The 23,864-nt window shown below is 69.1% G+C and carries 19 protein-coding genes; 17 read left to right on the top strand and 2 right to left on the bottom strand.

The genetic code is table 11. The features are described from left to right. Positions 1-41 precede the first annotated feature (41 nt). The 7 genes from KZC52_RS03940 to KZC52_RS17520 all read left to right on the top strand — a co-directional run bounded on the left by KZC52_RS03940 (position 42) and on the right by KZC52_RS17520 (position 10,039). Positions 42-1,796, top strand: coding sequence for a proline--tRNA ligase (locus KZC52_RS03940; protein ID WP_247622759.1), 1,755 nt, complete (start codon positions 42-44; stop codon positions 1,794-1,796). A 95-nt stretch (positions 1,797-1,891) separates the two neighbouring features. Continuing rightward, positions 1,892-2,956, top strand: a complete 1,065-nt coding sequence (locus KZC52_RS03935; protein ID WP_247622758.1) for an LOG family protein — start codon at positions 1,892-1,894, stop codon at positions 2,954-2,956. Positions 2,957-3,043: 87 nt separating this feature from the next. Next, positions 3,044-4,027, top strand: coding sequence for a transcription termination factor NusA (nusA, locus tag KZC52_RS03930; protein ID WP_247622757.1), 984 nt, complete (start codon positions 3,044-3,046; stop codon positions 4,025-4,027). A 63-nt stretch (positions 4,028-4,090) separates the two neighbouring features. Then, entirely contained in the window at positions 4,091-4,363 is a 273-nt protein-coding gene (locus tag KZC52_RS03925; protein WP_281731225.1) for a YlxR family protein, read from the top strand. A gap of 59 nt (positions 4,364-4,422) precedes the next feature. After that, entirely contained in the window at positions 4,423-7,185 is a 2,763-nt protein-coding gene (gene infB / locus KZC52_RS03920) for a translation initiation factor IF-2 (protein WP_247622755.1), read from the top strand. Between the two features lie 134 nt (positions 7,186-7,319). After that, entirely contained in the window at positions 7,320-7,754 is a 435-nt protein-coding gene (gene rbfA / locus KZC52_RS03915; protein ID WP_247622754.1) for a 30S ribosome-binding factor RbfA, read from the top strand. Positions 7,755-7,885: 131 nt separating this feature from the next. Further along, the gene (locus tag KZC52_RS17520; protein WP_247622753.1) at positions 7,886-10,039 is read left to right on the top strand and encodes a LuxR C-terminal-related transcriptional regulator; all 2,154 of its coding nucleotides are present in this window, start codon (positions 7,886-7,888) and stop codon (positions 10,037-10,039) included. 4 nt (positions 10,040-10,043) lie between these two features. On the opposite strand, the gene KZC52_RS03905 is transcribed toward KZC52_RS17520, so the two are convergent. After that, positions 10,044-10,946 carry an iron-sulfur binding domain-containing protein gene (locus KZC52_RS03905; protein WP_247622752.1) on the bottom strand — a complete coding sequence of 301 codons (903 nt, stop codon included), beginning with the start codon at positions 10,944-10,946 and terminating at the stop codon, positions 10,044-10,046. A 66-nt stretch (positions 10,947-11,012) separates the two neighbouring features. Between KZC52_RS03905 and truB the strand changes: the two genes are divergently transcribed. The 6 genes from truB to KZC52_RS03875 all read left to right on the top strand — a co-directional run bounded on the left by truB (position 11,013) and on the right by KZC52_RS03875 (position 17,297). Continuing rightward, on the top strand, positions 11,013-11,906 hold the full coding sequence (gene truB / locus KZC52_RS03900; protein ID WP_247622751.1) for a tRNA pseudouridine(55) synthase TruB: 894 nt from the start codon (positions 11,013-11,015) through the stop codon (positions 11,904-11,906). Continuing rightward, a complete protein-coding gene (locus tag KZC52_RS03895; RefSeq protein ID WP_247622750.1) occupies positions 11,903-12,271 on the top strand; it encodes a hypothetical protein in 369 nt (122 codons plus the stop codon). Before truB ends, KZC52_RS03895 begins: the two co-directional genes overlap by 4 nt. Positions 12,272-12,327: 56 nt before the next feature. Then, positions 12,328-12,765 (top strand): hypothetical protein, encoded by a 438-nt coding sequence (locus KZC52_RS03890; protein ID WP_247622749.1) that lies wholly within the window; start codon positions 12,328-12,330, stop codon positions 12,763-12,765. Continuing rightward, on the top strand, positions 12,762-13,715 hold the full coding sequence (locus KZC52_RS03885) for a bifunctional riboflavin kinase/FAD synthetase (RefSeq protein WP_247622748.1): 954 nt from the start codon (positions 12,762-12,764) through the stop codon (positions 13,713-13,715). Before KZC52_RS03890 ends, KZC52_RS03885 begins: the two co-directional genes overlap by 4 nt. A 200-nt stretch (positions 13,716-13,915) precedes the next feature. After that, positions 13,916-16,060 carry a DEAD/DEAH box helicase gene (locus tag KZC52_RS03880; RefSeq protein WP_247622747.1) on the top strand — a complete coding sequence of 715 codons (2,145 nt, stop codon included), beginning with the start codon at positions 13,916-13,918 and terminating at the stop codon, positions 16,058-16,060. A 208-nt stretch (positions 16,061-16,268) separates the two neighbouring features. Further along, positions 16,269-17,297 (top strand): ATP-dependent 6-phosphofructokinase, encoded by a 1,029-nt coding sequence (locus tag KZC52_RS03875; protein WP_247622746.1) that lies wholly within the window; start codon positions 16,269-16,271, stop codon positions 17,295-17,297. A 91-nt stretch (positions 17,298-17,388) separates the two neighbouring features. Here KZC52_RS03875 and KZC52_RS03870 read toward each other — a convergent pair whose 3' ends face one another. Then, on the bottom strand, positions 17,389-19,485 hold the full coding sequence (locus KZC52_RS03870; RefSeq protein ID WP_247622745.1) for a S9 family peptidase: 2,097 nt from the start codon (positions 19,483-19,485) through the stop codon (positions 17,389-17,391). A 155-nt stretch (positions 19,486-19,640) separates the two neighbouring features. Here KZC52_RS03870 and KZC52_RS03865 point away from each other — a divergent pair, with 155 nt between their 5' ends. The 4 genes from KZC52_RS03865 (at position 19,641) to KZC52_RS03850 (ending at position 23,802) form a co-directional block, all read left to right on the top strand. Then, on the top strand, positions 19,641-20,966 hold the full coding sequence (locus KZC52_RS03865; protein WP_247622744.1) for an inorganic phosphate transporter: 1,326 nt from the start codon (positions 19,641-19,643) through the stop codon (positions 20,964-20,966). Continuing rightward, on the top strand, positions 20,963-21,298 hold the full coding sequence (locus tag KZC52_RS03860; RefSeq protein WP_247622743.1) for a peptidase: 336 nt from the start codon (positions 20,963-20,965) through the stop codon (positions 21,296-21,298). The genes KZC52_RS03865 and KZC52_RS03860 overlap by 4 nt, the downstream gene beginning before the upstream one ends. A gap of 46 nt (positions 21,299-21,344) precedes the next feature. After that, positions 21,345-22,253, top strand: coding sequence for a phosphodiesterase (locus KZC52_RS03855; protein WP_247622742.1), 909 nt, complete (start codon positions 21,345-21,347; stop codon positions 22,251-22,253). Between the two features lie 88 nt (positions 22,254-22,341). Further along, positions 22,342-23,802: an aspartate ammonia-lyase gene (locus KZC52_RS03850; RefSeq protein WP_247622741.1), complete on the top strand. Its 1,461-nt coding sequence runs from the start codon at positions 22,342-22,344 to the stop codon at positions 23,800-23,802. Positions 23,803-23,864 lie beyond the last annotated feature (62 nt).

Here is a 23,864-nt window from a genome sequence, read left to right as displayed (position 1 = left end):
TCGGCCGAAAGACGACGGCCACGGGTCAGTAGACTTGGCCCGTGGTCACTCGTCTTTCGAACTTCTTCCTCCGTACTCTCCGTGAAGACCCTGCAGGTGCAGAGGTCGCGAGTCACAAGCTGCTGATCCGCGCCGGCTACATCCGGCCGCAGGCGGCGGGCATCTTCGCGTGGCTGCCACTGGGACTGCGGGTCAAGTCGAAGATCGAGACCGTCGTGCGCGAGGAGATGGCCGCGGCCGGCGCGCAGGAGGTTCACTTCCCGGCGCTCATGCCGCGCGAGGCCTATGAGGCGACGGGGCGCTGGGACGAGTACGGCGACCTGCTCTTCCGCCTGAAGGACCGCAAGGGGGGCGACTATCTGCTCGCGCCCACCCATGAGGAGGCCTTCACGCAGCTCGTGAAGGATCTCTATTCGTCGTACAAGGACCTGCCGCTGACGATCTACCAGATCCAGGACAAGTACCGCGATGAGGCCCGCCCGCGTGCCGGTCTGCTGCGCGGACGCGAGTTCACGATGAAGGACGCCTACTCCTTCGATGCATCCGACGAGGGGCTGGAGGCCAGCTACCAGGCGCAGCGCGATGCGTACGAGCGCATCTTCCAGCGGCTGGGGCTCGAGTACGTGATCGTCCAGGCGGATGCCGGGGCGATGGGCGGCTCGCGCAGCGAGGAGTTCCTGCACCCGACCCCGGTCGGCGAGGACACCTTCGTGCGCAGCGCCGGCGGATACGCCGCGAACGTCGAGGCGTTCACCACCGCCGTGCCCGACGCCGTCGCCTTCGACTCCGATGCCGCGCCGATCGTCTTCGACTCGCCGGACACCCCGACGATCGACACGCTCGTCGCGCATTCCAACGCCGTTCTCGACGGGGAGTACTCGGCGGCGGACACGCTCAAGAACGTCGTCCTCGCCCTCACGCACCTCGACGGCACGCGCGAGCTGGTCGTCGTCGGCATCCCGGGTGACCGCGAGGTCGACGAGAAGCGCGCCGAGGTGGCCTTCGCGCCGGCCGAGGTCGAGACCGCCACCCCGGAGGACTTCGCGAAGCATCCGCTGCTCGTGAAGGGCTACATCGGCCCGTGGTCGAGCACGGGCGCGGTGCTGGGCGAGGAGTCCGCCACGGGGATCCGCTATCTCGTCGACCCGCGGGTCAGCGAGGGCACCAGCTGGATCACCGGGGCGAACATCGACCAGAAGCACGCGCACTCGGTGGTCGCCGGGCGCGACTTCACAGCCGATGGCATCGTCGAGATCGCCAACGTGCGCGCCGGCGACCCCGCCCCCGACGGCTCCGGACCCGTGGAGCTCGCGCGCGGCATGGAGATCGGGCACGTCTTCCAGCTCGGGCGCAAGTACGCCGAGGCACTCGGTCTCAAGGTGCTCGACGTCAACGGCAAGCTCGTCACGGTCACGATGGGCTCGTACGGCATCGGCGTCACGCGCATCCTGGCGATCATCGCCGAGCTCAACAACGACGACAAGGGGCTCATCTGGCCCGCGTCGGTCGCGCCCTTCGACGTGCAGGTCGTCGCCGCCGGCCGCGACCAGATCGCGTTCGACGTCGCGGCGGAGCTCTCGTCCGCTCTGGAGGGCATCGGGCTCGACGTGCTCTACGACGATCGCCCCAAGGTCTCACCCGGTGTGAAGTTCGGCGATGCCGAGCTCGTGGGCGTGCCGAAGATCGTGATCGTCGGGCGCGGCGCGGCCGAGGGCCAGGTCGAGCTGTGGGATCGCGCCACGGGTGACCGCGAGGCCGTGTCGATCGCCGAAGCCGTCGAACGACTCTCCCGCTGACGATCGAACGAACGCCGCGTCCCGTCGGGGCGCGGCGTTCGCGTTCTCGGTGTGGCACCTCGCGCCCGTTCAGCGGGTCGTGACACGCTGGACGCATGATCGACGAACCGCTCCCCGATGCCCTGAGTGCCGAGATCAACGCCGTGCTCGACGATGCCGGAGTGCATGCCGACCGTCGGCTCGTGATGAGGATGCTGCGCACCGCGATCCTGCTGGGGGAGGACGGCACCGACCGTCTCGACCTCAAGATCGCTTCAGCGGCGCTCGCGGAGATGCGCGACGCGTTCCGACTGTTCGCGCCGTACCGCGGTGTGCCCAAGGTCACGGTCTTCGGATCCGCTCGCACGCGCACCGACGATCCGCTGTACCGGCAGGCCCGCGACGTCGCGGCGGCGCTGGCGACCGATGGATGGATGGTCGTCACGGGTGCAGGGCCGGGGATCATGCAGGCCGCGGCGGAGGGAGCCGGGCCCGCACTCTCGCTCGGTGTCTCGATCCGCCTACCCTTCGAAGAGAAGCCCAACGGGATCGTGTCGTCCGGTCAGGACCACGTCGTGGCGATGAAGTACTTCTTCACCCGCAAACTGATGCTCATCAAGGAGTCGGAGGGGTTCATCTGCCTGCCCGGCGGGTTCGGCACGCTCGACGAGATGTTCGAGCTCCTCACCCTGCAGCAGACGGGCAAGGCGGAGCCGATGCCGATCGTGCTCCTCGACGAGACCGGTGGGCGATTCTGGGAGGGGCTGCGCAGTTTCGTCGACGAGCACCTCGCGCCGGCGGGGGTGATCTCGGAGGGCGATTTCGATCGAGTGGTGATCACGGACTCCGTCGACGCCGCGCGGGCGGAGATCACGGGTTTCTGGCGCAACTACGATTCGCTGCGCTGGTTCGGGGACACGCTGGTGCTGCGGCTCCGGGCGGAACCGACGGATGCCGAGCTCGCCGACCTGAACGAGCGCTTCGCGTCGATGTTGGCGTCCGACCGCATCGAGCGCGCCACCCCGCGATCCGTGGAGATCGCCGATGGCGATGCCGTCGACCTTCCTCGCCTGGCGCTCCGCCTCGATCAGCGACGCGTGGGCGACCTGTTCCGATTGATCGGCGCGATCAACGCCCTGCCCTCCGCGGATGCGCTGCCGGAGAGGTCGCCGTCGGCCTGACGTGGCGACCCGTGGCGGGGGCGGGGTATCGTTGTACGGATGTCGCGTGTGTGATTCCGCGCGACGAGAGCTGAATAGGGAGCCGTCATGGATATCGAACTGAGCCTGCTGCGTGGAATCGAGAAGGAGAAGGGGATTCCCTTCGACGAACTCGTCGCGATCATCGAGCAGGCGATCCTGACCGCCTACTCCAAGCACGTCTCGGCCGAGGGCGACCTTCCCGAGGGCGTGCGCGTCGACCTCGATCGCAAGACCGGTCACGTCGCCGTTCTGCAGGCGGTCTCCGACGACGAGGGCGCCATCATCGGCGAGGAGGACGCCACGCCGAGCGACTTCGGCCGCATCGCCGCTTTCGCCGCCAAGCAGGTCATCAGCCAGCGCCTCCGCGACATCGCCGACGAGGCCGTACTCGGCGAGTTCCGCGGCAAGGAGGGCGACATCGTCGCGGGCGTCATCCAGCAGGGTCCGAACCCGCGGATGATCCATGTGGATCTCGGTTCCGTCGAGGCCATCCTGCCCCCCGAGGAGCAGGTTCCCGGCGAGGAGTACACGCACGGATCGCGCATCCGCGTCTACGTGACGAGTGTGGCGAAGGGGCTGAAGGGCCCGCAGATCACCGTCTCGCGCACGCACCCCGGTCTCGTCCGCAAGCTGTTCGCGCTCGAGGTCCCCGAGATCGCGGCCGGCCTCGTCGAGATCGTCTCCCTGGCCCGCGAGGCGGGGCACCGCTCGAAGATCGCGGTCAAGGCCAACGACCCGTCCATCAACGCCAAGGGCGCCTGCATCGGCGAGCTCGGCCGCCGCGTGCGCGCCGTCACCGAAGAGCTGTCGGGGGAGAAGATCGACATCGTCGACCACGACCCGGAGCTCGCGGCCTTCGTCGCGAACGCGCTCTCCCCGGCGAAGGTGACGAGCTCGTTCATCCTCGACGCCACCACCAAGGCCGTTCGAGCCCTCGTTCCCGATTACCAGCTCTCGCTGGCGATCGGCAAGGAGGGGCAGAACGCCCGTCTCGCCGCGAAGCTCACGGGCGCCAAGATCGACATCCAGCCGGACAGCGTCCTGGACTGAGCGCCCACCGTCCGCTCGGCACGCGCCGCCCGCGTGCCGAGCGAGAGGAAACGCAGGTGTAAGATGGAACCCGTACGAACGTGCGTCGGCTGTCGCATGCGTGCTCCCCGCTCCGCCCTCCTCAGGGTGGTGTCCCAGAACGGAATCCTCATCATCGATGAGCGCGCCGTCCTGCCGGGGCGAGGCGCGTGGATGCATCCGACGCAGGAATGCATGGCGTCCGCACTGCGGCGCCGCGCTTTCGGACGAGCACTCCGTGTGTCCACCCCTGTGGACACGCAGACCATCGAGAAACGGCTGAACGGCTATGGAAACAAAGTGAACGGCTCGAAATGAGACCCGTCCGCGACTAATGGTCTGCCCTGTCTGGGCAGACTGCCCCAGACAGGAGAATTGTGGCTGGTAAACCACGCGTACACGAGATCGCCGCCGAACTCGGCGTCGACAGCAAGGTCGCACTTGCAAAGCTGAAGGAACTCGGCGAATTCGTCAAGAGTCCCTCATCGACCATCGAACCGCCGGTGGCGCGCAAGCTGCGCGCGGCGATCGATGCCGACCCCTCGCTCAAGGCATCCGCTGAGACTGCTCCGGCTGCGAGCCCCGCCGCCAAGCAGGCAGCCGCCAAGCCGGCAGCGGCCAAGCCGGCCGGCAAGTCGGCGCCGACCCCGGGCCCCAAGCCCGGTCCCAAGCCCGCACCCGCACCGGTCGTCGAGACGCCCGCTGCGGAGGCTCCCGTTGCGGAGTCGTCCGCGCCCGCCCCGGCGGCCTCTGCACCGGAGGTACCGGCACCCGCCGCGCCCGCCGGTGACAGCGGCGCGCCCAAGCCCGGCGCTCCGCGCCCGGGGAACAACCCGTTCTCCTCGGCCCAGGGCATGGGACAGCGTCCCACCGGTCCTCGCCCGGGGAACAACCCCTTCGCTTCGGCGCAGGGCATGGGACAGCGCCCGACTCCGGGCAACATCCCGCGCCCGCAGGCGCCTCGCCCCGGGGCACCCCGTCCGGGTGCTCCGCGTCCCGGCTCGCCCCGTCCCGGTGCCCCTCGCGGTGGACAGGGCGGTCGTCCCGGTGCTCCGTTCCAGCAGCGTCCCGGCGGCCCCGGTCGTCCCGGTGGCGCCGGTGGACCCGGTGCCGGTCCCGGCGCACGTCCCGGTGGTGGCTTCGCCGGTCGTCCCGGTGGCGGCGGCGGTCGTGGCCGTGGTCCCGGCGGTGGTACCGCCGGTGCGTTCGGTAAGGGCGGCGGCAAGAGCAAGCAGCGCAAGTCGCGGCGGGCGAAGCGGCAAGAGTTCGAGATGCGGAGCGCCCCGGTCGTCGGCGGCGTCAACGTCACCCGTGGAAACGGGGAGATCATCCGCATGCGCCGTGGTGCGTCGATCGCGGACTTCGCCGACAAGATCGAGACGCTGACCGGTTACACGGTCCAGCCCGGAACCCTCGTCACGATCCTCTTCAACCTGGGTGAGATGGCCACGGCCACCGAATCCCTGGACGAGGCCACGTTCGAGGTCCTCGGCGAGGAGCTCGGCTACAAGATCCAGATGGTCTCGCCCGAGGACGAGGACAAGGAGCTCCTCGAGGGCTTCGGTCTCGACCTCGAGAAGGAGCTGGAGGAGGAGAGCGACGACGACCTCGAGATCCGTCCGCCGGTCGTCACCGTCATGGGTCACGTCGATCACGGTAAGACCCGACTGCTCGACGCGATCCGTCAGACCAACGTCATCGAGGGCGAAGCCGGCGGCATCACCCAGCACATCGGTGCCTACCAGGTGTGGACGGAGCACGAGGGCATCGAGCGTGCCATCACCTTCATCGACACGCCGGGTCACGAGGCCTTCACGGCCATGCGTGCCCGTGGTGCCCAGGTCACCGACCTCGCGATCCTCGTGGTCGCGGCCGACGACGGCATCATGCCGCAGACGGTCGAGGCGCTCAACCACGCCCAGGCGGCGAACGTGCCGATCGTGGTCGCGGTGAACAAGGTCGACAAGCCCGACGCCAACCCGTCGAAGGTGCGCCAGCAGCTCACCGAGTACGGGCTGGTCGCCGAGGAGTTCGGTGGCGACGTCATGTTCGTCGACGTCTCGGCGCGCGCCAACACCGGTATCCAGGAGCTCCTCGACGCCGTGCTGCTCACGGCCGACGCGGGTCTCGACCTCACCGCCAACCCGAACAAGGCCGCTCGCGGTGTCGCCATCGAGGCGAAGCTCGACAAGGGCCGCGGTTCGGTCGCGACGGTGCTCATCCAGTCCGGAACGCTCCGCGTCGGAGACGCGATCGTCGCCGGCACCGCCTACGGACGTGTGCGTGCGATGGCCGACGAGAACGGCGAGCAGGTCCTCGAGGCCTACCCGTCGCGTCCGGTCCAGGTTCAGGGTCTGAACTCGGTGCCCCGCGCCGGTGACGTGTTCATCGTCACCGACGAGGACCGCATGGCTCGCCAGATCGCCGAGAAGCGTGAAGCGGTCGAGCGCAATGCGCAGCTGGCCAAGGCCCGCAAGCGCATCTCGCTCGAGGACTTCACCCGTGCGCTCGAAGAGGGCAAGGTCGAGTCGCTCAACCTCATCATCAAGGGTGACGTCTCGGGTGCCGTCGAGGCGCTCGAGGAATCGCTGCTCAAGATCGAGGTCGACGACTCCGTCCAGCTGCGCATCATCCACCGCGGTGTGGGTGCGATCACCGAGTCCGACGTCAACCTCGCGACGATCGACAACGCGATCATCGTGGGCTTCAACGTCCGCCCCGACACGAAGGCGCGCGAGCGCGCCTCCCGCGAAGGCGTGGACATCCGGTTCTACTCGGTCATCTACAACGCGATCGACGAGATCGAGAACTCCCTCAAGGGAATGCTCAAGCCGGAGTACGAAGAGGTCCAGTCGGGTGTCGCCGAGATCCGCGAGGTGTTCCGCTCCTCGAAGTTCGGCAACATCGCCGGTGTCATCGTGCGATCGGGAACGATCACGCGAAACGCCAAGGCCCGCGTCATCCGCGACGGAGTCGTCCTCGCGGATGGCCTGGCGATCGAATCGCTGCGTCGCTTCAAGGACGACGTCACCGAGGTGCGTACGGACTACGAAGCCGGTATCGGCCTCGGCAAGTACAACGACATCCAGATCGGTGACGAGATCGAGACGACCGAGCTCGTGGAGAAGCCGCGCGGCTGATCCTCGTTGAGTCGCTCCGGCGATGGATGCCATCGGGATAACGGGAACCCCCAAGACCCCGACTATCCCGATGGCATCCATCGCCTCCGCAACAGTTTCACGCCGCTTCGGCGGTTGAAGAGAGAGAATCAAGCATGGCTGGAGAACGACAGGCTCGCCTCGCCGACCGGATCCGCGTGATCCTCGCCGAGCGCCTCGAGAAGGGGCTGCGCGACCCGCGGCTCGGCTTCGTGACGATCACCGACGTACGCGTGAGCGGTGACCTCCAGCACGCGTCGGTGTTCTACACCGTCCTCGGCACCGAGGAGGAGCGCATCGCCAGCGGCGCGGCGCTGACCTCGGCCACGGGGATGCTGCGCAGCGAGGTGGGGCGACAGCTCAGCACCCGTCTGGTGCCCACGCTGGAGTTCATCCCCGATGCGCTCCCGGAGAACGCCGACCACATCACCGCGCTGCTGCGTCAGGCTCAGGAGCGCGACGCCGAGGTGGCGAAGCTCGCCTCCTCCGCCTCGCACGCCGGCGACGCCGACCCGTACGTGCGCGCGGAGGACGAGGACTCCGACCGCTGATCCCGCCTGCGCGGAGACGCGTTGGGTATATCGGTCGATGACCGCCGCGGTCGCGGTTCTGCTTGCTACCGTCGCACCGGATGAGAAGCGTCTCATCCGGTGCGAGGGGGTGCATCATCGACGGCGCAGTGGTGTCCGGAGGAACGAGTCACGCGTGGGCGACGGTCGGTCCGTTGCTCGGCGAGCTGATCGACGAACAGATCGGGTGCGCGCCGCACGTGCTGTCGCGCCTCATGGTCGATCTGCACGCGAGTGCGCCCACGATCCGTCAGGTGGCGGCCGCGTTGACGCGCGGGCAGCGCCAGGGGCTGCTTCCACTGCCGTCTCCTCTCCCGATGGTGCCCGCCGTCGTCGAGGCCTTCCGAGGGCTCGATCTCTCGGCGCGTGATCGTGCTCTTCTTTTCGCGCTGGCCGTGACGCTGACCGACGAGCTGGAGCCGCTGCTCGCCTTCGACGGACGCACGGCCGAGGATCTCGCGGCGTCCGCGATCGGCGGGCATCTCGACCTGCACGCCGGCCGCATCCGTCTCCAGGACCGGCGACTCGCGATCTGGATATCCGACGGCATGGGGTCGGGCGAGGCCGCCCGGGTGCACGCGCGTCTGCACGAGGTTTTCGCGCGGCAGCGGCGCACGATCGAGGCGGACTGGCATCGAGCGCGCGCGTCGCTGGAGATGGACCCCGGATCCGCCCGCGAACTCACGCGGATCGCGAGAGGGCTGTCGGAAGCGGGGCACGCCGATCGCGCCCTGATGATCGCGCGCGAGGCGGCCGCGCACGCCGCGGGGCGGGATCTCGACGAAGCCCGGATGGTCGCCGGCGCGGCCGCGATCGGGGGCGGATACGCGCTTGAGGCTGCCGCCTGGCTGGGCACCCTGTTCCCGCACGGAACGGAGCGCTATCGGTTGCAGGGCCTCGCCGGCCTGCTCATCGCACAGGCTCACCTGCAGGGGTCGGTTCCCGAGATCGACCTGGAGGCGCTGCGCCCGGCCTCGGATGCACCGGAGGACTGGTACTCGATCGCTCGGGGAGCGGCGCTGGCCGTGCCCCTGTGCGCGGAGCGCGGTGACCGACGGGGCATGCGCGCCTGGCGGGAGTCGCTGCGGCACGCCTCTGCCCGGGTCGGTGTCGAGTCGAAGCTCCGAGACCCCGCAGTCGCCCTCGCGTGGCTGCTCGTGGGCGAGTCCGAAGAAGACGATGCCGAGGGCACGGGCCCGGTGACGGGAGGCCTGATGCGCGCGCTGACCTCCGCTCTCGACGGACGGATCGACGTCGGGCTGCGTCTGCTCGCGCATGAGGACGCGCTCGCGTCGGGTGTGGATCCGCTCGTGGAGGGATTCGAGCGGAGTCCGCTCGTCGATGCGTACCGCGCGGTCGCGCACGCCCTGCTCCTGGTCTGGCGCGGTGACATGGCTGAGGCACGCGAGCATCTGCTCACGGCATCCATGACGCTCCCGGTGAGCATGCCGTTCGCCGGACTCGGTGTCGTTCTCGCCCGCAGGCTCGACCTCGCCGTGCTCGGAGAACTGGGACCGTTCGCTCGTGCGCTGACCTGTGCGCTGCCGTCGGCTCAGCGGATCGATCTGCTGGTCGATCAGGGCATCGAGGCGTTCCTCGACGGAGACTTCGACGGAGCCGCCGGATTCGTCCGGCTGTGGCGCGAGCTCGGGGCACCGCAGACGTCGTTCGCCGTTCCCGGGCTCGAGGAGATCCGCCCGGGCGGTGACGAGGAACCGGTCGTGCGTCTCATCGAGCCCCCGGAGGTCAGACTCGCCCGGTCGCTGCGTACACGCGTCGCCACCGCTCCCGATGTGCGCTGGCACTCCGAGCGCGACGAGGTCCTGCGCGCGGCGCGCACTCTGCGGTCGCCGTTCGCGCGCGCTCGCATCGAGGCGATGCTCGGTACCCGTGCGGCGATCCGCGGGGAGGCGGTCGTCGCTCGCGAGCACCTGCGCACGGCGCTCAGCCTGTTCGAGCTCTCGGGGGCTCACGCCTGGGCGCGATCGGTCGTACGCCGGATCGCGACCCTCGACGCCGATGACGCATCTTCGGCGATCGATCCACTGGCGGCGTGCCGGGCAGCATGGTCGCAACAGCTCACCGCGCGCGAGCTCGAGGTCGCGATGCGGGCGGCGGCCGGCGCGAGCAACCGGGAGATCTCGGAAGCGCTGGTGGTCTCCGTGCGCACGGTCGAGGTGCACATCGGACGGGCGTTCGCGAAGCTCGGCGTGCGCTCGCGGGTCGAGCTCACCGTGCTGGCTCACCGGACCAATCAGCTGCTGTGAGGAGTCAGCGCGGTAGCGCGATCTCGCCGTTCCCGGCCTCGGCGAGCCCGTCCGCGACGAGCGAGTCGATCGCGCGATCCCGTTGCAACGGATCCGGCCAGTCCGGCAGCAGATCCTCCAGGGCGATCCCTGCGGGGGCGATCTCCCTGAGCACGCGCAGCACCGCGCCGCGCGCCTGCCGATCCGAGCCTTCGTAGGCCGCCTGCTTTCGGCGCGTGTCCACCGTCGCGGGACTCCCCGCGGCGATCCACGCGCACCGGTCGGCGATCGGGCACTCTTCGCAGATCGGCGCGCGTGCGGTGCACACGGTGGCACCGAGCTCCATGACGGCGGCGTTGAACACCGCGGCGGCGGAGTCGTCCACCGGCATCTGCGCCTCCATCAGGGCGAGGTCGCGCCGTGAGGGAGGGCCCGGGTGCGCGATGCCGTCGACGGCGCGCGCGAGCACCCGGCGCGTGTTGGTGTCGACCACCGGATGCCGGTCGCCGTAGGAGAAGACGGCCACCGCGCGGGCGGTGTAGTCGCCGATCCCGGTGAGCGCGAGCAGCGCGGGGACGTCTCGGGGCACCGTTCCGTCGTGCTCGCGGACGACCTCCGTCGCCGCACGGTGGAGCCAGAGCGCGCGGCGAGGATAGCCGAGGTTCGCCCATTGCTGCACGACCTCGGCGGGGGAGGCCGTGGCCATGTCCGCCGGTGACGGCCAGCGCTCCAGCCACGCATCGAGACGGGGGATCACGCGGGCGACGGGCGTCTGCTGCAGCATGAACTCGCTCACGAGCACGCCCCAGGCGCCGAAACGCTCGTGGAACTCCGGCCGACGCCAGGGCAGATCGCGAGCCGCGGAACGGTACCAGTCGATGACCGGGGCGGCGATCTCCCGGTCGCGGTTCTCGGGCGTCTCCGGCATCCGACAAGCCTATTCGAGCCGCGACCGCGTGTTCGCCCGTGCGGCCGGGCACCGTAGGCTGGAGGGATGGTTCTGCCGGGCATCCTCCTCGTCGACAAGCCCGCAGGGCTGACCAGCCACGACGTCGTCGCGCGCACGCGTCGTGCGTTCGGCACCCGCAAGGTCGGGCACGCCGGAACGCTCGACCCGATGGCGACCGGACTGCTCGTGATCGGCATCGAGGGTGCCACCCGGCTCCTCACCTACATCGTGGGCGCCGGCAAGACCTACGAGGCGACCATCCGTCTCGGACAGGCCACGGGCACCGACGACGCCGACGGAGAGATCACCGCGTACGCGGATCCCGCCGCCTGGGCGGACGTCTCCGATGCGCGCATCGCCGCGGAGATCTCGGCCCTGACCGGTGAGATCTCGCAGGTTCCCAGCGCGGTGTCCGCGATCAAGGTCGACGGTCGCCGCGCATACGATCGCGTCCGTGCGGGGGAGGAGGTCGTCCTCGCCGCGCGGAACGTCGTCGTCTCGCGCTTCGATGTCGTCGGCGACAGAGCGGGTGACGGCATCCGCGATCTCGACGTGATCGTGGACTGCTCGTCCGGTACGTACATCCGGTCGCTGGCCCGCGACCTCGGTGCCGCGCTGGGCGTCGGCGGGCACCTCACCGCGCTGCGGCGCACCCGGGTGGGGTCGTTCGACGTCGCGGATGCCGTCGACATCGATTCCCTCGAGGGGGCTCCGGTCCTCACCCCTGCGCAGGCCGCGGAGCTCATCCTGCCCGTGCTGTCCGTCTCCGCCGAGGAAGCGCGGGATCTGCGCCACGGGAAGAGACTCGCCGGCCAAGCCGGCCGGATCGATGCACCGCTGGTCGCGGCCATCGACGACGAGGGCGTTCTCGTCGGTGTCGTCGAGAAACGCGGAGGCGACCTCAAGAGCGCCATGAACATGCCGGAGAGTGCCCGATGATCCTGTGGTTCACCCTCGCCCAGATCGTGGTGGCGGTCGTCGCCGGAGCGTTCTGCGTCGTGGCGGGACTCGCCGGCCGTCGCCCGAGCGACTGGTCCGTCGGCGCCGTCGCCCTCGTCGAGGCCCTGCTGGTCGCCCAGGTGGTCACCGCGATCATCGCTCCGCTCGTGGGGAACCCGCCCACGGGGGATCTCCTCGAGTTCTGGGTCTATCTCGTCTCCGCCGTGCTCCTGCCGGTCGGGGCCGTGCTCTGGGCGTTGATGGAGCGCAGCCGCTGGAGCACCGTCATCCTCGGAGTCGCCGCCCTGGCCATTGCGATCATGGTGTGGCGCATGCACGTCATCTGGACCGTGCAGATCGCGTAACCCGGAGCCGCACACGGACGTCGGTCCCCTCTGGCGCATCTAGGATGGAATGCGCTATGAGCACCACCGCCCCCACCACCAGGATGACCGGAATCGGTCGCGTCCTCGTGATCGTCTACGCCGTCATGGCGCTCGCGGCCACCGGCCGGAGCTTCGTGCAGATCTTCCGACGGTTCGACGAGGCTCCTCTCGCGTACTCGCTCTCGGCCGTCGCCGCCGTCGTCTACATCCTCGCGACCCTGGCGCTCGTGCTCGCGAGGCGGCGCGGCTGGTACACGGTGGCCTGGGTGGCGATCGTCTTCGAGCTCACGGGTGTCCTGGTCGTGGGTCTGCTCAGCATCCTGATCCCCGAGCAGTTCCAGCACGAGACCGTGTGGTCGCTGTTCGGACGCGGGTACCTCTTCATCCCGCTGGTGCTCCCGGTGTTCGGCATCTGGTGGCTGCGGACCAACCGGCCGGACGTCGCACGGACGACCGTCGAGGTCGACGCGTGATCGTCTTCCGCGATCTCGCCGAGGTCCCGGAGGGCTTCGGCCCCAGCATCGTGGCGATCGGCAAGTTCGACGGGGTGCACGCCGGCCATCGTGCCGTGATCCGACGGCTCGAGGAACGAGCGGCCGAGACGGGCGCGCGTTCCGTCGCCGTCACCTTCGACCGCAACCCGCTGGCGATCCTGCGGCCCGACCGCTGCCCCGAGAACGTCGTGACGGTGGAGCGCAAACTCGAGCTCCTCGGCGAGCTCGGTCTGGACGCCACGCTGCTGCTCACCTTCGACGAGGAGATGGCCTCGCTCAGCGCCGAGGACTTCGTGACCGAGATCCTGGTCGCGGCTCTCGGGGTCTCGACCGTCCTCGTGGGCGAGGACTTCCGCTTCGGGAACCGCGGTGCGGGCACCCCCGAGCTGCTGCGCGAGATGGGGCCCAGCCACGGGTTCACCGTCGAGGTGGTCGATGACGTCTACCTTCCCGGCTCCGCACGACGGGTGTCGTCGACGTGGATCCGCGAGCTCCTCATCGCCGGCGATGTGACCGGCGCCGCACGGGTGCTCGGACGCTCGCCCGATGTGCGCGGCGTCGTCGTCCACGGCCTCAAGCGGGGACGGGAGTTGGGGTACCCGACCGCGAACCTGTCGGCCGTCGTCGATGCGTTCGTCCCGGCCGACGGCGTGTACGCCGGATGGTTGATCGACCACGACACGAGCATCCGTCACCCCGCCGCGATCTCCGTCGGGACGAACCCGACCTTCGACGACGTGCTCGAGCGTCAGGTCGAGGCGCACGTGCTCGGCGAGACCGGTCTCGACCTCTACGGGCACGACGTCACCGTCGAGTTCACCGAGCGCCTGCGCGGCATGGTCGCCTTCGAGGGCATCGAGAAGCTCACGGCGCAGATCGCCGCCGACGTGAGCGATGCGGAGCGCGTGCTGCGCGAGCACACCGCCTGATCGGTCCGCCGCGCGCGTCGCCACGGGGGTTCCCCGCCCGGGATGGCGTAGAGTGGTCGCAGTCATCGTCGAATCTTCCGCGTCCTGCGCGCATCGGCGAGATGATCGATCTACATCCGCACGGTCCTGGCTCACGCCACACGCGGACAACAGAGCGCCGGAGCCCCTGGGGCGTTCCGGCCTTCACGCTCAGGAGGAGCATGCCGACCACGGCAACCGCCGCCACACGGCGCAAGAAGTCGTCTCGTCGCGATGACGAGGCGCCCCTCATCCCGATCCTCGCGCGCAAGGTGCGCGAGATCGAGGCCAAGTCCCAGCGCGGAAAGCTGGGACCGACCAACCGCGTCAAGTTCCAGGTGATCGCGTTCCTGGTACGCGAAGAGCGCGCCAGGGTCAAAGCGGATGCCGACATCGGTGATGCCGCACGCGCCGAGCTGCTCAAGCGGCTCGACGGCGTCGCGACCATCCTCGCCAAGACGGCGGCGCGCGACACGTCGCTCATCCAGCTGCTCGAAGCGGACCAGGCGACCTCGCCGGTCGCCAAGCGCATGCGCCGCGACTGGCTGCTCGAGTCCGGTGCGGAGCTCGCTCCGGAAGAGTTGATCATCGCCGATGCCGCGCCGGTTCAGATCTCCGTCGTTCCTGCGGCGATCGCCGAGCGTCAGGTGACCCCGCCGTCGGTCGAGGCCCGCCAGCTCGCGAACCCGTTCCTCGCCCCCGATCTCACGCCGCGCGTGACCACCACCCCGCGCCGTCGCCTCGACGGCTGGGAGCTGATGGGCCCGCTGTACAAGGCGTTCGAGACCGGTGCGGGCGGCTCGGCCGCCAGCATGGAGCTGCCTCCGGCCCCCGAGTACGACCACATCTCGCCGAAGGGTCTCGAGGTGATGGTGCATCAGTCCCGCTTCCTCGAGGCGGTTCGCGACGGGCATCGCAGCTTCCTCCTGGCCGATGAGCCCGGCCTCGGCAAGACCGCCCAGTCGGTTCTCGCCGCCTCGGTCGCGGGCGCCTACCCGCTCCTGGTCGTGGTCCCGAACGTCGTCAAGATGAACTGGGCGCGCGAGGTCGAGCGGTGGACGCCGCAGCGGCGTGCGACCGTGATCCAGGGCGACGGCGACGACATCGACGCCTTCGCCGACATCTTCATCGTCAACTACGAGATCCTCGATCGGCATCTCTCGTGGCTGTCGTCGATCGGACTGCGCGGCATGGTCGTCGACGAGGCGCACTTCATCAAGAACCTGTCGTCGCAGCGCTCGCAGAACGTGCTGTCGTTGGCCTCTCGTGTGCGCGAGCGCACGCCCGGCGGGAAGCCGCTCATGCTGGCCCTGACCGGTACGCCGCTGATCAACGACGTCGAGGACTTCGACGCGATCTGGCGGTTCCTCGGCTGGACCACGGGGGAGAAGCCCGGTCCGGAGCTCATGGAGAAGCTCGACGCGACCGGATTCACTCCGGCGGACAAGGCGTTCTACCCCGAGGCGCGCGACGCCGTCATCTCGATGGGGATCGTCCGCCGCAAGAAGAAGGACGTCGCAGCCGACCTGCCCGACAAGCTGATCGCCGATCTCCCCGTGCAGCTCGACGACGAGTTCGGGCGGAGCATCCGCCAGGCCGAGCGCGAGCTGGGGGAGCGTCTCGCCGCCCGCTACCGTCGGATCATCGAGGCCCGTGGCGATCGCGGCCTCGCGCCGGGCGAGATCGACGACGACATCGTGCGTCTCGTCGCCCAGAACGAGCTCGAGGAGTCGAAGGCCGCCGGAACCGGGGGCGACAACGTCTTCACCATGGTCCGGCGTATCGGCCAGGCCAAGGCGTCGCTCGCCGCCGACTACGCCGCGCAGCTGCAGCGCTCGGTGGGCAAGGTCGTGTTCTTCGCGAAGCACATCGACGTGATGGATCAGGCGGAGGCGCACTTCGCCGCCGCGGGCATCCGCTCGGTCTCGATCCGTGGCGACCAGACGACGACGGTCCGTCAGCAGGCGATCGACGACTTCAACGGCGACCCCGAGGTCGGCATCGCGGTCTGCTCCCTCACCGCAGCGGGCGTCGGTCTCAACCTGCAGGCGGCGTCGAACGTCGTGCTCGCCGAGCTGTCGTGGACGGCGGCCGAGCAGACGCAGGCCATCGACCGCGTGCACCGCATCGGTCAGGACGAGCCGGTCACCGCGTGGCGCATCATCGCCGCGCACACGATCGACACGAAGATCGCCGAGCTCATCGATCAGAAGCAGGGCCTGGCCGCTCGTGCGCTCGACGGCGAGGCCGTCGACGATGCGGCAGCCGAGCCCGTGCAGCTCGGGGCGCTCATGCATCTGCTGCGGGAGACGCTGCGCAGCGCGTGAAAAGTCGTTAAGAATCACGATTCTTGATCGCGATTCGAGGGCCGAGAAGGGCCATTCGGAGAAGTTGTGCCGGATGGTCCTTTTTCGTCGGCAAGATCTCCGGTTTTCGACGTGCTCGAATGGCGCTCGACGGGCGCATGGCACTAGTGTCGATCGCAGGCAGCGTCGCCTTTCCCCTTTCCTTCTCCCGAGCGTCTGAGGCAACAGCATGAAGATCGGAATCCTGACGAGCGGTGGCGACTGCCCCGGACTCAACGCGGTGATCCGCGGCGTCGTGCTCAAGGGCACGACCACTTACGACATCGAGTTCGTCGGCATCCGCGACGGCTGGCGAGGGGTCGTCGACGGCGACTTCTTCCCGCTCACGCGTCACGAGGTCAAGGGCCTCTCGAAGGTCGGCGGAACGATCCTCGGCACCAGCCGGACGAACCCGTACGAGGGGCCGCGGGGCGGCGCCGAGAACATCGCGAAGACGCTCGCGGCGCACAACATCGACGGCATCCTGGCGATCGGCGGAGAGGGCACGCTCGCGGCCGCCAACCGTCTCGCGAACGACGGCATCAACGTGATCGGTGTGCCGAAGACGATCGACAACGATCTGCGAGCGACCGACTACTCGTTCGGCTTCGACACCGCGGTGAACATCGCCACCGATGCCATGGACCGCCTGCGCACCACCGGCGATTCGCATCAGCGCTGCATGGTGGCCGAGGTCATGGGCCGCCACGTCGGGTGGATCGCACTGCACGCGGGTATGGCCGCCGGCGCGCACGTCATCTGCATCCCCGAGGTGCCGATGTCGATCGACGAGATCACCGCTCTCGTCTCGAGCGCGCACGACCGCGGTCGTGCGCCGCTCGTCGTCGTCTCCGAGGGATTCACGCTCACCGGGATGGACACCGCGTACAGCGACAAGGGGCTCGACGCGTTCAACCGTCCCCGGCTCGGTGGTATCAGCGAGGTGCTCGCCCCCGAGATCGAGCGCATCACCGGTATCGAGACGCGTTCGACGGTGCTCGGACACATCCAGCGCGGAGGGTCGCCCTCCGGATTCGACCGGGTCCTCGCGACACGCCTCGGCCTGCACGCGGCGGATTCGCTCGTCGCCGAGTCCTGGGGCCGCATGGTCTCGCTGCGCGGCACCGACATCGTCGAGGTGCCGTTCGCCGAGGCGCTGGGCGAGCTGAACACGGTTCCCCGCAGCCGGTACGACGAGGCCGCAGCCCTCTTCGGCTGAGCGCGTCAGCTCGAATCAGGCGATCGCGCCGCATCGGGCCGCTCCTCGACGGAACGGACTCATGCGGCGCGATCGCCTTCTCTTCGCGCGGTCAGTCGGCGAGACCGAGCGTGTCGAGCAGCCAGGCGAGCTCGAACGCACGCTCTCGCCAGGAGTTGTAGCGCCCGCTGACCCCGCCGTGCCCGGCGACCATCTCGCATTTGAGCAGGACGTCGGATGCTCCGGCCTCCCGCAGACGGGCGACCCACTTCGCCGGCTCGACGTAGAGGACGCGCGTGTCGTTGAGCGACGTCACCGCGAGGATGCGCGGGTACTGCACGCCGTCGCGGACGTTCTCGTACGGCGAGTAGGACTTCATGTACGCGTAGACGTCGGCGTCGTGGAGTGGATCGCCCCACTCGTCCCACTCGATGACGGTGAGGGGGAGCGACGGATCGAGGATGGTCGTGAGGGCGTCCACGAACGGGACGGCGGCGAGCACGCCGGTGAACAGTTCGGGAGCGAGGTTGGTGACGGCGCCCATCAGGAGTCCGCCGGCGCTGCCGCCCTCGGCGACGAGGCGGTCGGGAGCGGTCACCCCGGTGTCGACGAGGTGACGCGCGCTCGCGACGAAGTCCGTGAAGGTGTTGCGCTTGTGCAGCAGCTTGCCGTCCTCGTACCACTGGCGGCCCATCTCGCCGCCGCCGCGGACGTGCGCCACGGCGAAGACGACGCCGCGATCGAGCTCCGACAGGCGGGCCACCGAGAACCCGGGATCGATCGAGTGCTCGTAGGAGCCGTAGCCGTAGAGGTGCAGAGGGCGCGGAGTTTCGCCCGGGGCTCCGAACTCCTTCTTCCACACCAGCGAGATCGGCACTCGGGTGCCGTCGTCGGCCGTCGCCCAGTCCCGCCGCTGCCCGTACTCGGTCGGGTCGTAGCCGCCGAGTACGGTGACGCGCTTGCGGAGCAGCAGCTCCTTCGTCGCGAGGTCGAGGTCGTACACGGTGCCCGGAGTGACGAACGACGTGTACCCGATGCGGAGGAAGGGGGAGTGCCACTCCGGGTTGCCGCTCACTCCGGCCGAGTACAGCGGTTCGTCGAAGGGGATGTCCGCGACGGCATCCGTCGTGTAGTCGAGCAGACCCACCCGCTCCAGGCCTTCCGCCCGGTACTCGACCGTCGCGAAGTCGCGGAACGCATCGACGCCGAGCAGCCGCCGACCGGGCTCGTGCGGCAGGATGATGCGTCGCGCACCCTGGGGTGCCTCGGCCGCGACCGAGACCAGTTCGAAGTCGAGGGCATCGTCGTTGTGGAGGATGAGCAGCCGGTCCTCACCATCGACGACCGCGTGCTCGACCGAGTACTCGACGCCTTCGGCGCGCGGCCAGACGATCCGCGGCGCCGCCGTGAGAGGCCCGGCGAGATCGACCAGGTACTCCTCGCTCGTGATGCTCGAGCCGACGCCGATGACCAGGTACTTCCGGCTGCGGGTGATGCCCGCGCCGAGCCAGAACTTCTCGTCGGGTTCGTGGAACAGCTGGACGTCCTCGGACACCGGGGTTCCGAGCGCGTGCAGCCAGAGAGTGTCGGGACGCCAGGCGTCGTCGCGCGTCGTGTAGAGGATGGCCGAGCCGTCGGGCGTGAAGAACGCGCCGGCGGTGTTCGGGATCTCGTCGGCCAGGGTCTCGCCGGTGGTGAGGTCGCGCACACGGATCGTGTAGACCTCGTCGCCCTCGAAGTCGGTCGACCAGAGCAGCTTCGTCGCGTCGTCGGAGGTGTCGAACGCTCCGAGGGAGAAGAACTCGTGACCCTCGGCCTCGACGTTCCCGTCGAGGAGCACGACCTCGCCGGGAACGGCGACGTTCGGCGTCAGCTGCGGGGGAGTCCAGTCGTCGGCGTCGGCCGCCGCACGGCAGTGGATCGGGTACTGCGCCCCCTCGACCGTGCGGCTGTAGTACCACCAGTCGCCGCGGCGGGTCGGCACCGAGAGATCGGTCTCCTGCACGCGGCCCTTGATCTCCTCGAACAGCGTCTCGCGGAGTCCGGCGAGGTGCGCGGTCTCGGCATCCGTGTGCGCGTTCTCGGCCTCGAGGTGCGCGACGACCTCGGGGGACTCCTTCTCGCGCAACCATTCGTACGGGTCGTCGAACGTGTCGCCGTGGTGGGTGCGGAGGGTCGAGCGTCGGTCTGCGATCGGGGCGTTGGTCACCGCTCCACGCTATCCCAGGTCGAGTTGACCGGCACCGGGGACGGTGGGAGGATTCAACGGGGCCGGTTAACGGAAGTCAAACCCACGGTGAACTCTTCGTTCGTCACGTCGATCTCGTCGACATCTCCCTCTTCCTCAACGACCGAAAGCGAACGGTGGAAACCGCAGCCCTCCTCGTCGTGCTGGTGATCCTGCTGGCACTCTTCTTCGACTTCACCAACGGCTTCCACGACACCGCGAACGCGATGGCCACGCCCATCGCCACCGGTGCCCTCAAGCCCAAGACCGCCGTGCTCCTCGCCGCGGTGCTGAACCTCGTCGGCGCCTTCCTGTCGACCGAGGTCTCCAAGACCGTCTCGCACGGGATCATCCACGAGGACGGCATCCAAGCCGCCGTCTTCCTGCCGATGATCTTCGCCGGGCTCATCGGCGCGATCACCTGGAACATGCTCACGTGGCTGCTCGGGCTGCCCTCGAGCTCGTCGCACGCGCTGTTCGGCGGTCTCATCGGCGCCACGCTGGTGGGCGTGGGCGTGCAGGGCATCGACTTCGGGATGGTGCTGTCGAAGATTATCCTTCCCGCTCTGATCGCGCCGGTCACCGCCGGGATCATCGCCTTCGTCGCCACCAAGGCGGCGTACTCGATCACCCGTCGCTACGACGGCAAGCCCGACGGCCGTGACGGTTTCCGCTGGGGGCAGATCTTCACGTCCTCGCTCGTCGCACTCGCGCACGGAACCAATGACGCGCAGAAGACGATGGGTGTCATCACCCTGGCCCTCATCACCGTGGGATGGCAGAACGCCGATCAGGCCGACCCGTACCTCTGGGTGATCATCGCCTGTGCGGTGACGATCGCTCTCGGCACGTACCTCGGCGGATGGCGGATCATCCGCACCCTCGGCAAGGGCCTCACCGACGTGAAGCCGGCGCAGGGCTTCTCGGCCGAGAGCGCGACGGCGGCGACGATCCTCGCCTCGAGCGCATTCGGCTTCGCGCTCTCGACGACGCAGGTCGCCTCCGGCTCGGTGATCGGTTCCGGTCTGGGCCGCCGCGGGTCGACGGTGCGCTGGCGGACGGCCGGTCGCATCGCGATCGGATGGCTCCTCACGCTTCCGGCCGCCGGCGCGGTCGGCGCGCTGGCCGCGCTCATCGCCCTCTGGCTCGGAGGCTGGGGAATCGCGATCGACGCGGTCCTCGCCCTCGCCGTCATCATCGGGCTCTTCCTGCGCTCGCGGCGTGACGCGGTCACGCCCGCGAACGCGATGAGCGATGTGGCCGAGTCCGGCCTCGCGATCGATCTGCCGGATGCCCCGCCGCCCACGCGCCGCCAGCAGCGGATCGAGCAGGCCAAGGCCGAAGCCAAGGCCCGCAAGCAGGCGAAGGCGGATGCGCGTGCGCAGGGCAAGAACGGCACGCGCACGACGAGCACGACCGCGGTCCGCGACGAGGCCGGCACCGAGAAGGGAACGGGCGAATGAGCGTCTCCATCGATTGGCTCGCCTTCTTCCAGGTGTTCGTCGCGGCGCTGATCGGCGCCGTCGCGATCGTCACCTTCTACGCCTTGGGTCTGCGCCTGCTGGTGCGCAGCGGGCACGCTCCCGTCGTGAGCCCCGCGGAGTTCACGGACGCGATCACGGTCATCACCGAGAAGGACCTCCGGCGAGCCGAGAAGCAGGCCGCCAAGGCGGCGCGCAAGAGTCCGCTCACCGACGGGCAGAAGCGCCTGTCGCTCGTCGGTGCGTACGGATGCTTCGCCCTCTGCGCGCTCGCGGTCGTCGCCGGCATCATCATCATCGTCGTCGGCCACTGACGGCCCAGGGCGCTCCGGCGTCCCACCCCCGTCGTAGGCTGGTGCCATGCCAGGGCCCTACGTCTTCGGTCGGCATCAGCCGGCGTCGCACACGATCATCCATGTCAGCGACCCGCACTTCCTCGCCGGAGGCGCGCGCTTGGGCGGGCGCTACAACGTCGACGACACGTTCGCGCGCACGCTGGTCGCCATCCGAGCGGTTCACCCCTCTCCGGCAGCGATCGTCCTCACCGGTGACCTGACCGATCTGGGGGAGCCCGACGCCTATCGTCGCCTGCGTGCCGCGGTCGAGCCGGTCGCCCGGGAACTCGGGACGCGGGTGATCTGGGTCGCGGGCAACCACGACGAGCGACCCGCGCTGCGGGAGGGACTGCTGGACGCGCCCGCGACGGAGGAGCCCGTCACGGGTGTCTGGGAGATCGACGGCCTGCGCATCATCGCGCTCGACACCTCGGTGCCCGGCTGGCACCACGGCGACCTCGACGACGGCCAGCTCGCCTGGCTCGCCGACGTTCTGCGGACCCCGGCTCCGCAGGGCACGCTGCTGGCCATGCACCACCCGCCCCTGCCGAGCCACCTCCCGCTGTTCGACATCCTCGAACTGCGCCATCAGGAGAAGCTCGAGGCCGTGATCCGGGGGAGTGATGTACGCGGTATCCTCGCCGGCCACCTCCACTACTCGTCGACCGGGGTGTTCGCCGGGGTGCCCGTGAGCGTCGCCTCCGCCACCTGCTACACCATGAACGTCGCGCGTCCGGCGGCCGAGGTCAACGGGATGGATGCCGCGCAAGCGTTCAACCTCGTGCACGTGTACCCCGACACCATCACGCATACCGTCGTGCCGGTGACGACGGCGCCCACCGGCGAGTACTTCTCGGAGGCGTGGCTCGAGAAGATGGCGGCGCTGGATCCCGAGGCGCGTCTGGAGGCGTTCTCGCGGAAGCCGACGCGCTGATGCGGTGCCCCGAGCGCGGCGAAGGCGCGGGCGTAGACTGGAGTCATCCCCCACTCCACTCATTCGCCACGACCCACAAGGATGTGACATGGCATCTGCCGCGCCGACCCTGACCCGTACTGAGACCGACTCCCTCGGGAGCATGGAGATTCCCGCCGACGCGTACTGGGGCATCCACACCGCCCGCGCCGACGAGAACTTCCCGATCACGAAGCGCCCGATCTCGGTCTACCCGGATCTCGTTCGCGCCCTCGCGATGGTCAAGCAGGCCAGTGCCCGCGCGAATCGCGAGATCGGAGTGCTCGACCCGGAGCGGGCGGATCTGATCGACCGCGCGGCCCAGCGCGTCATCGACGGCGAGTTCCACGACCAGTTCACGGTCGGGGTGATCCAGGGCGGTGCCGGCACCTCGACGAACATGAACGCGAACGAGGTCATCACCAACATCGCGCTCGAGATGGCGGGACACGAGAAGGGCGACTACGCGTTCCTCTCGCCGATCGACCACACCAACCGCAGCCAGTCCACCAACGACGTGTACCCGACCGCCGTGAAGATCGGCCTGTCGCTGACCCTGCGGGCGCTGCTCGAGGAGCTCGACCTGCTGCGCCGATCGTTCCTGGCGAAGTCAGGGGAGTTCCACGACGTACTGAAGGTCGGACGCACGCAGTTGCAGGACGCCGTGCCGATGACGCTCGGCCAGGAGTTCCACGGTTTCGCGACGACCCTCGGCGAGGATCACAGCCGGCTCACCGAGAACGCCTCGCTCATGTTCGAGATCAACATGGGCGCGACGGCGATCGGCACCGGCATCACGACCCACTCCGACTACGCGCCCGCCGTCCTCAAGCACCTGCGTGAGATCACCGGCCTCGACCTCGAGACCGCCACCGACCTCGTCGAGTCGACGAGCGACACCGGTGCGTTCATGTCGTTCTCGTCGTCGCTCAAGCGCAACGCCATCAAGCTCTCGAAGATCTGCAACGACCTGCGCCTGCTCTCGTCGGGACCGCAGGCCGGTTTCGGCGAGATCAACCTCCCCGCCCGCCAGGCGGGCTCGAGCATCATGCCGGGCAAGGTCAACCCCGTGATCCCCGAGGTCGTCAACCAGGTCGCCTTCGCCGTCGTGGGCGCGGACATGACGGTGACGATGGCGGTCGAGGGCGGGCAGCTCCAGCTCAATGCCTTCGAGCCGGTGATCGCGCACTCGATCTTCCAGTCGATCACCTGGATGCGCCAGGCGATGTGGACCCTCCGGGTGAACTGCGTCGACGGCATCACGGCCAACCGCGACCGCCTCGGGACCATGGTGGGTGCCTCGGTCGGCGTGATCACGGCGCTCACCCCCTTCATCGGGTACGCGGCCGCGGCAGCGCTCGCGAAGACCGCTCTGCTCACCAACCGGAGCGTCGCCGACCTGGTCGTCGAGGCCGGCCTCATGTCGCGGGAAGAGGTCACCAAGCAGCTGTCGCCCGCGCGTCTGTCCGGACTCGAGGCCGTCACGGCCGCGATCCCGATCATCCCGACCGACGATCTCATCGAGATCTGAGCGGAGACGGCAGAAGGGCGGATGCTTCGGCATCCGCCCTTCTGCGATTCCGCGCACCGACG

This window comes from Microbacterium galbinum, assembly GCF_023091225.1.
Classification (GTDB): Bacteria; Actinomycetota; Actinomycetes; order Actinomycetales; family Microbacteriaceae; genus Microbacterium; species Microbacterium galbinum.
Note: the sequence above shows the minus strand (reverse complement) of the source record. Positions and strands in the feature narration are given on the sequence as shown.

Coding starts and splice junctions, on each gene's coding strand:
- KZC52_RS03935 (WP_247622758.1), top strand. CDS start 1,892: ATGATCGACGAACCGCTCCCCGATGCCCTGAGTGCCGAGATCAACGCC.
- nusA (WP_247622757.1), top strand. CDS start 3,044: ATGGATATCGAACTGAGCCTGCTGCGTGGAATCGAGAAGGAGAAGGGG.
- KZC52_RS03925 (WP_281731225.1), top strand. CDS start 4,091: ATGGAACCCGTACGAACGTGCGTCGGCTGTCGCATGCGTGCTCCCCGC.
- rbfA (WP_247622754.1), top strand. CDS start 7,320: ATGGCTGGAGAACGACAGGCTCGCCTCGCCGACCGGATCCGCGTGATC.
- KZC52_RS03905 (WP_247622752.1), bottom strand. CDS start 10,946: ATGCCGGAGACGCCCGAGAACCGCGACCGGGAGATCGCCGCCCCGGTC.
- truB (WP_247622751.1), top strand. CDS start 11,013: ATGGTTCTGCCGGGCATCCTCCTCGTCGACAAGCCCGCAGGGCTGACC.
- KZC52_RS03895 (WP_247622750.1), top strand. CDS start 11,903: ATGATCCTGTGGTTCACCCTCGCCCAGATCGTGGTGGCGGTCGTCGCC.
- KZC52_RS03890 (WP_247622749.1), top strand. CDS start 12,328: ATGAGCACCACCGCCCCCACCACCAGGATGACCGGAATCGGTCGCGTC.
- KZC52_RS03880 (WP_247622747.1), top strand. CDS start 13,916: ATGCCGACCACGGCAACCGCCGCCACACGGCGCAAGAAGTCGTCTCGT.
- KZC52_RS03875 (WP_247622746.1), top strand. CDS start 16,269: ATGAAGATCGGAATCCTGACGAGCGGTGGCGACTGCCCCGGACTCAAC.
- KZC52_RS03860 (WP_247622743.1), top strand. CDS start 20,963: ATGAGCGTCTCCATCGATTGGCTCGCCTTCTTCCAGGTGTTCGTCGCG.
- KZC52_RS03855 (WP_247622742.1), top strand. CDS start 21,345: ATGCCAGGGCCCTACGTCTTCGGTCGGCATCAGCCGGCGTCGCACACG.
- KZC52_RS03850 (WP_247622741.1), top strand. CDS start 22,342: ATGGCATCTGCCGCGCCGACCCTGACCCGTACTGAGACCGACTCCCTC.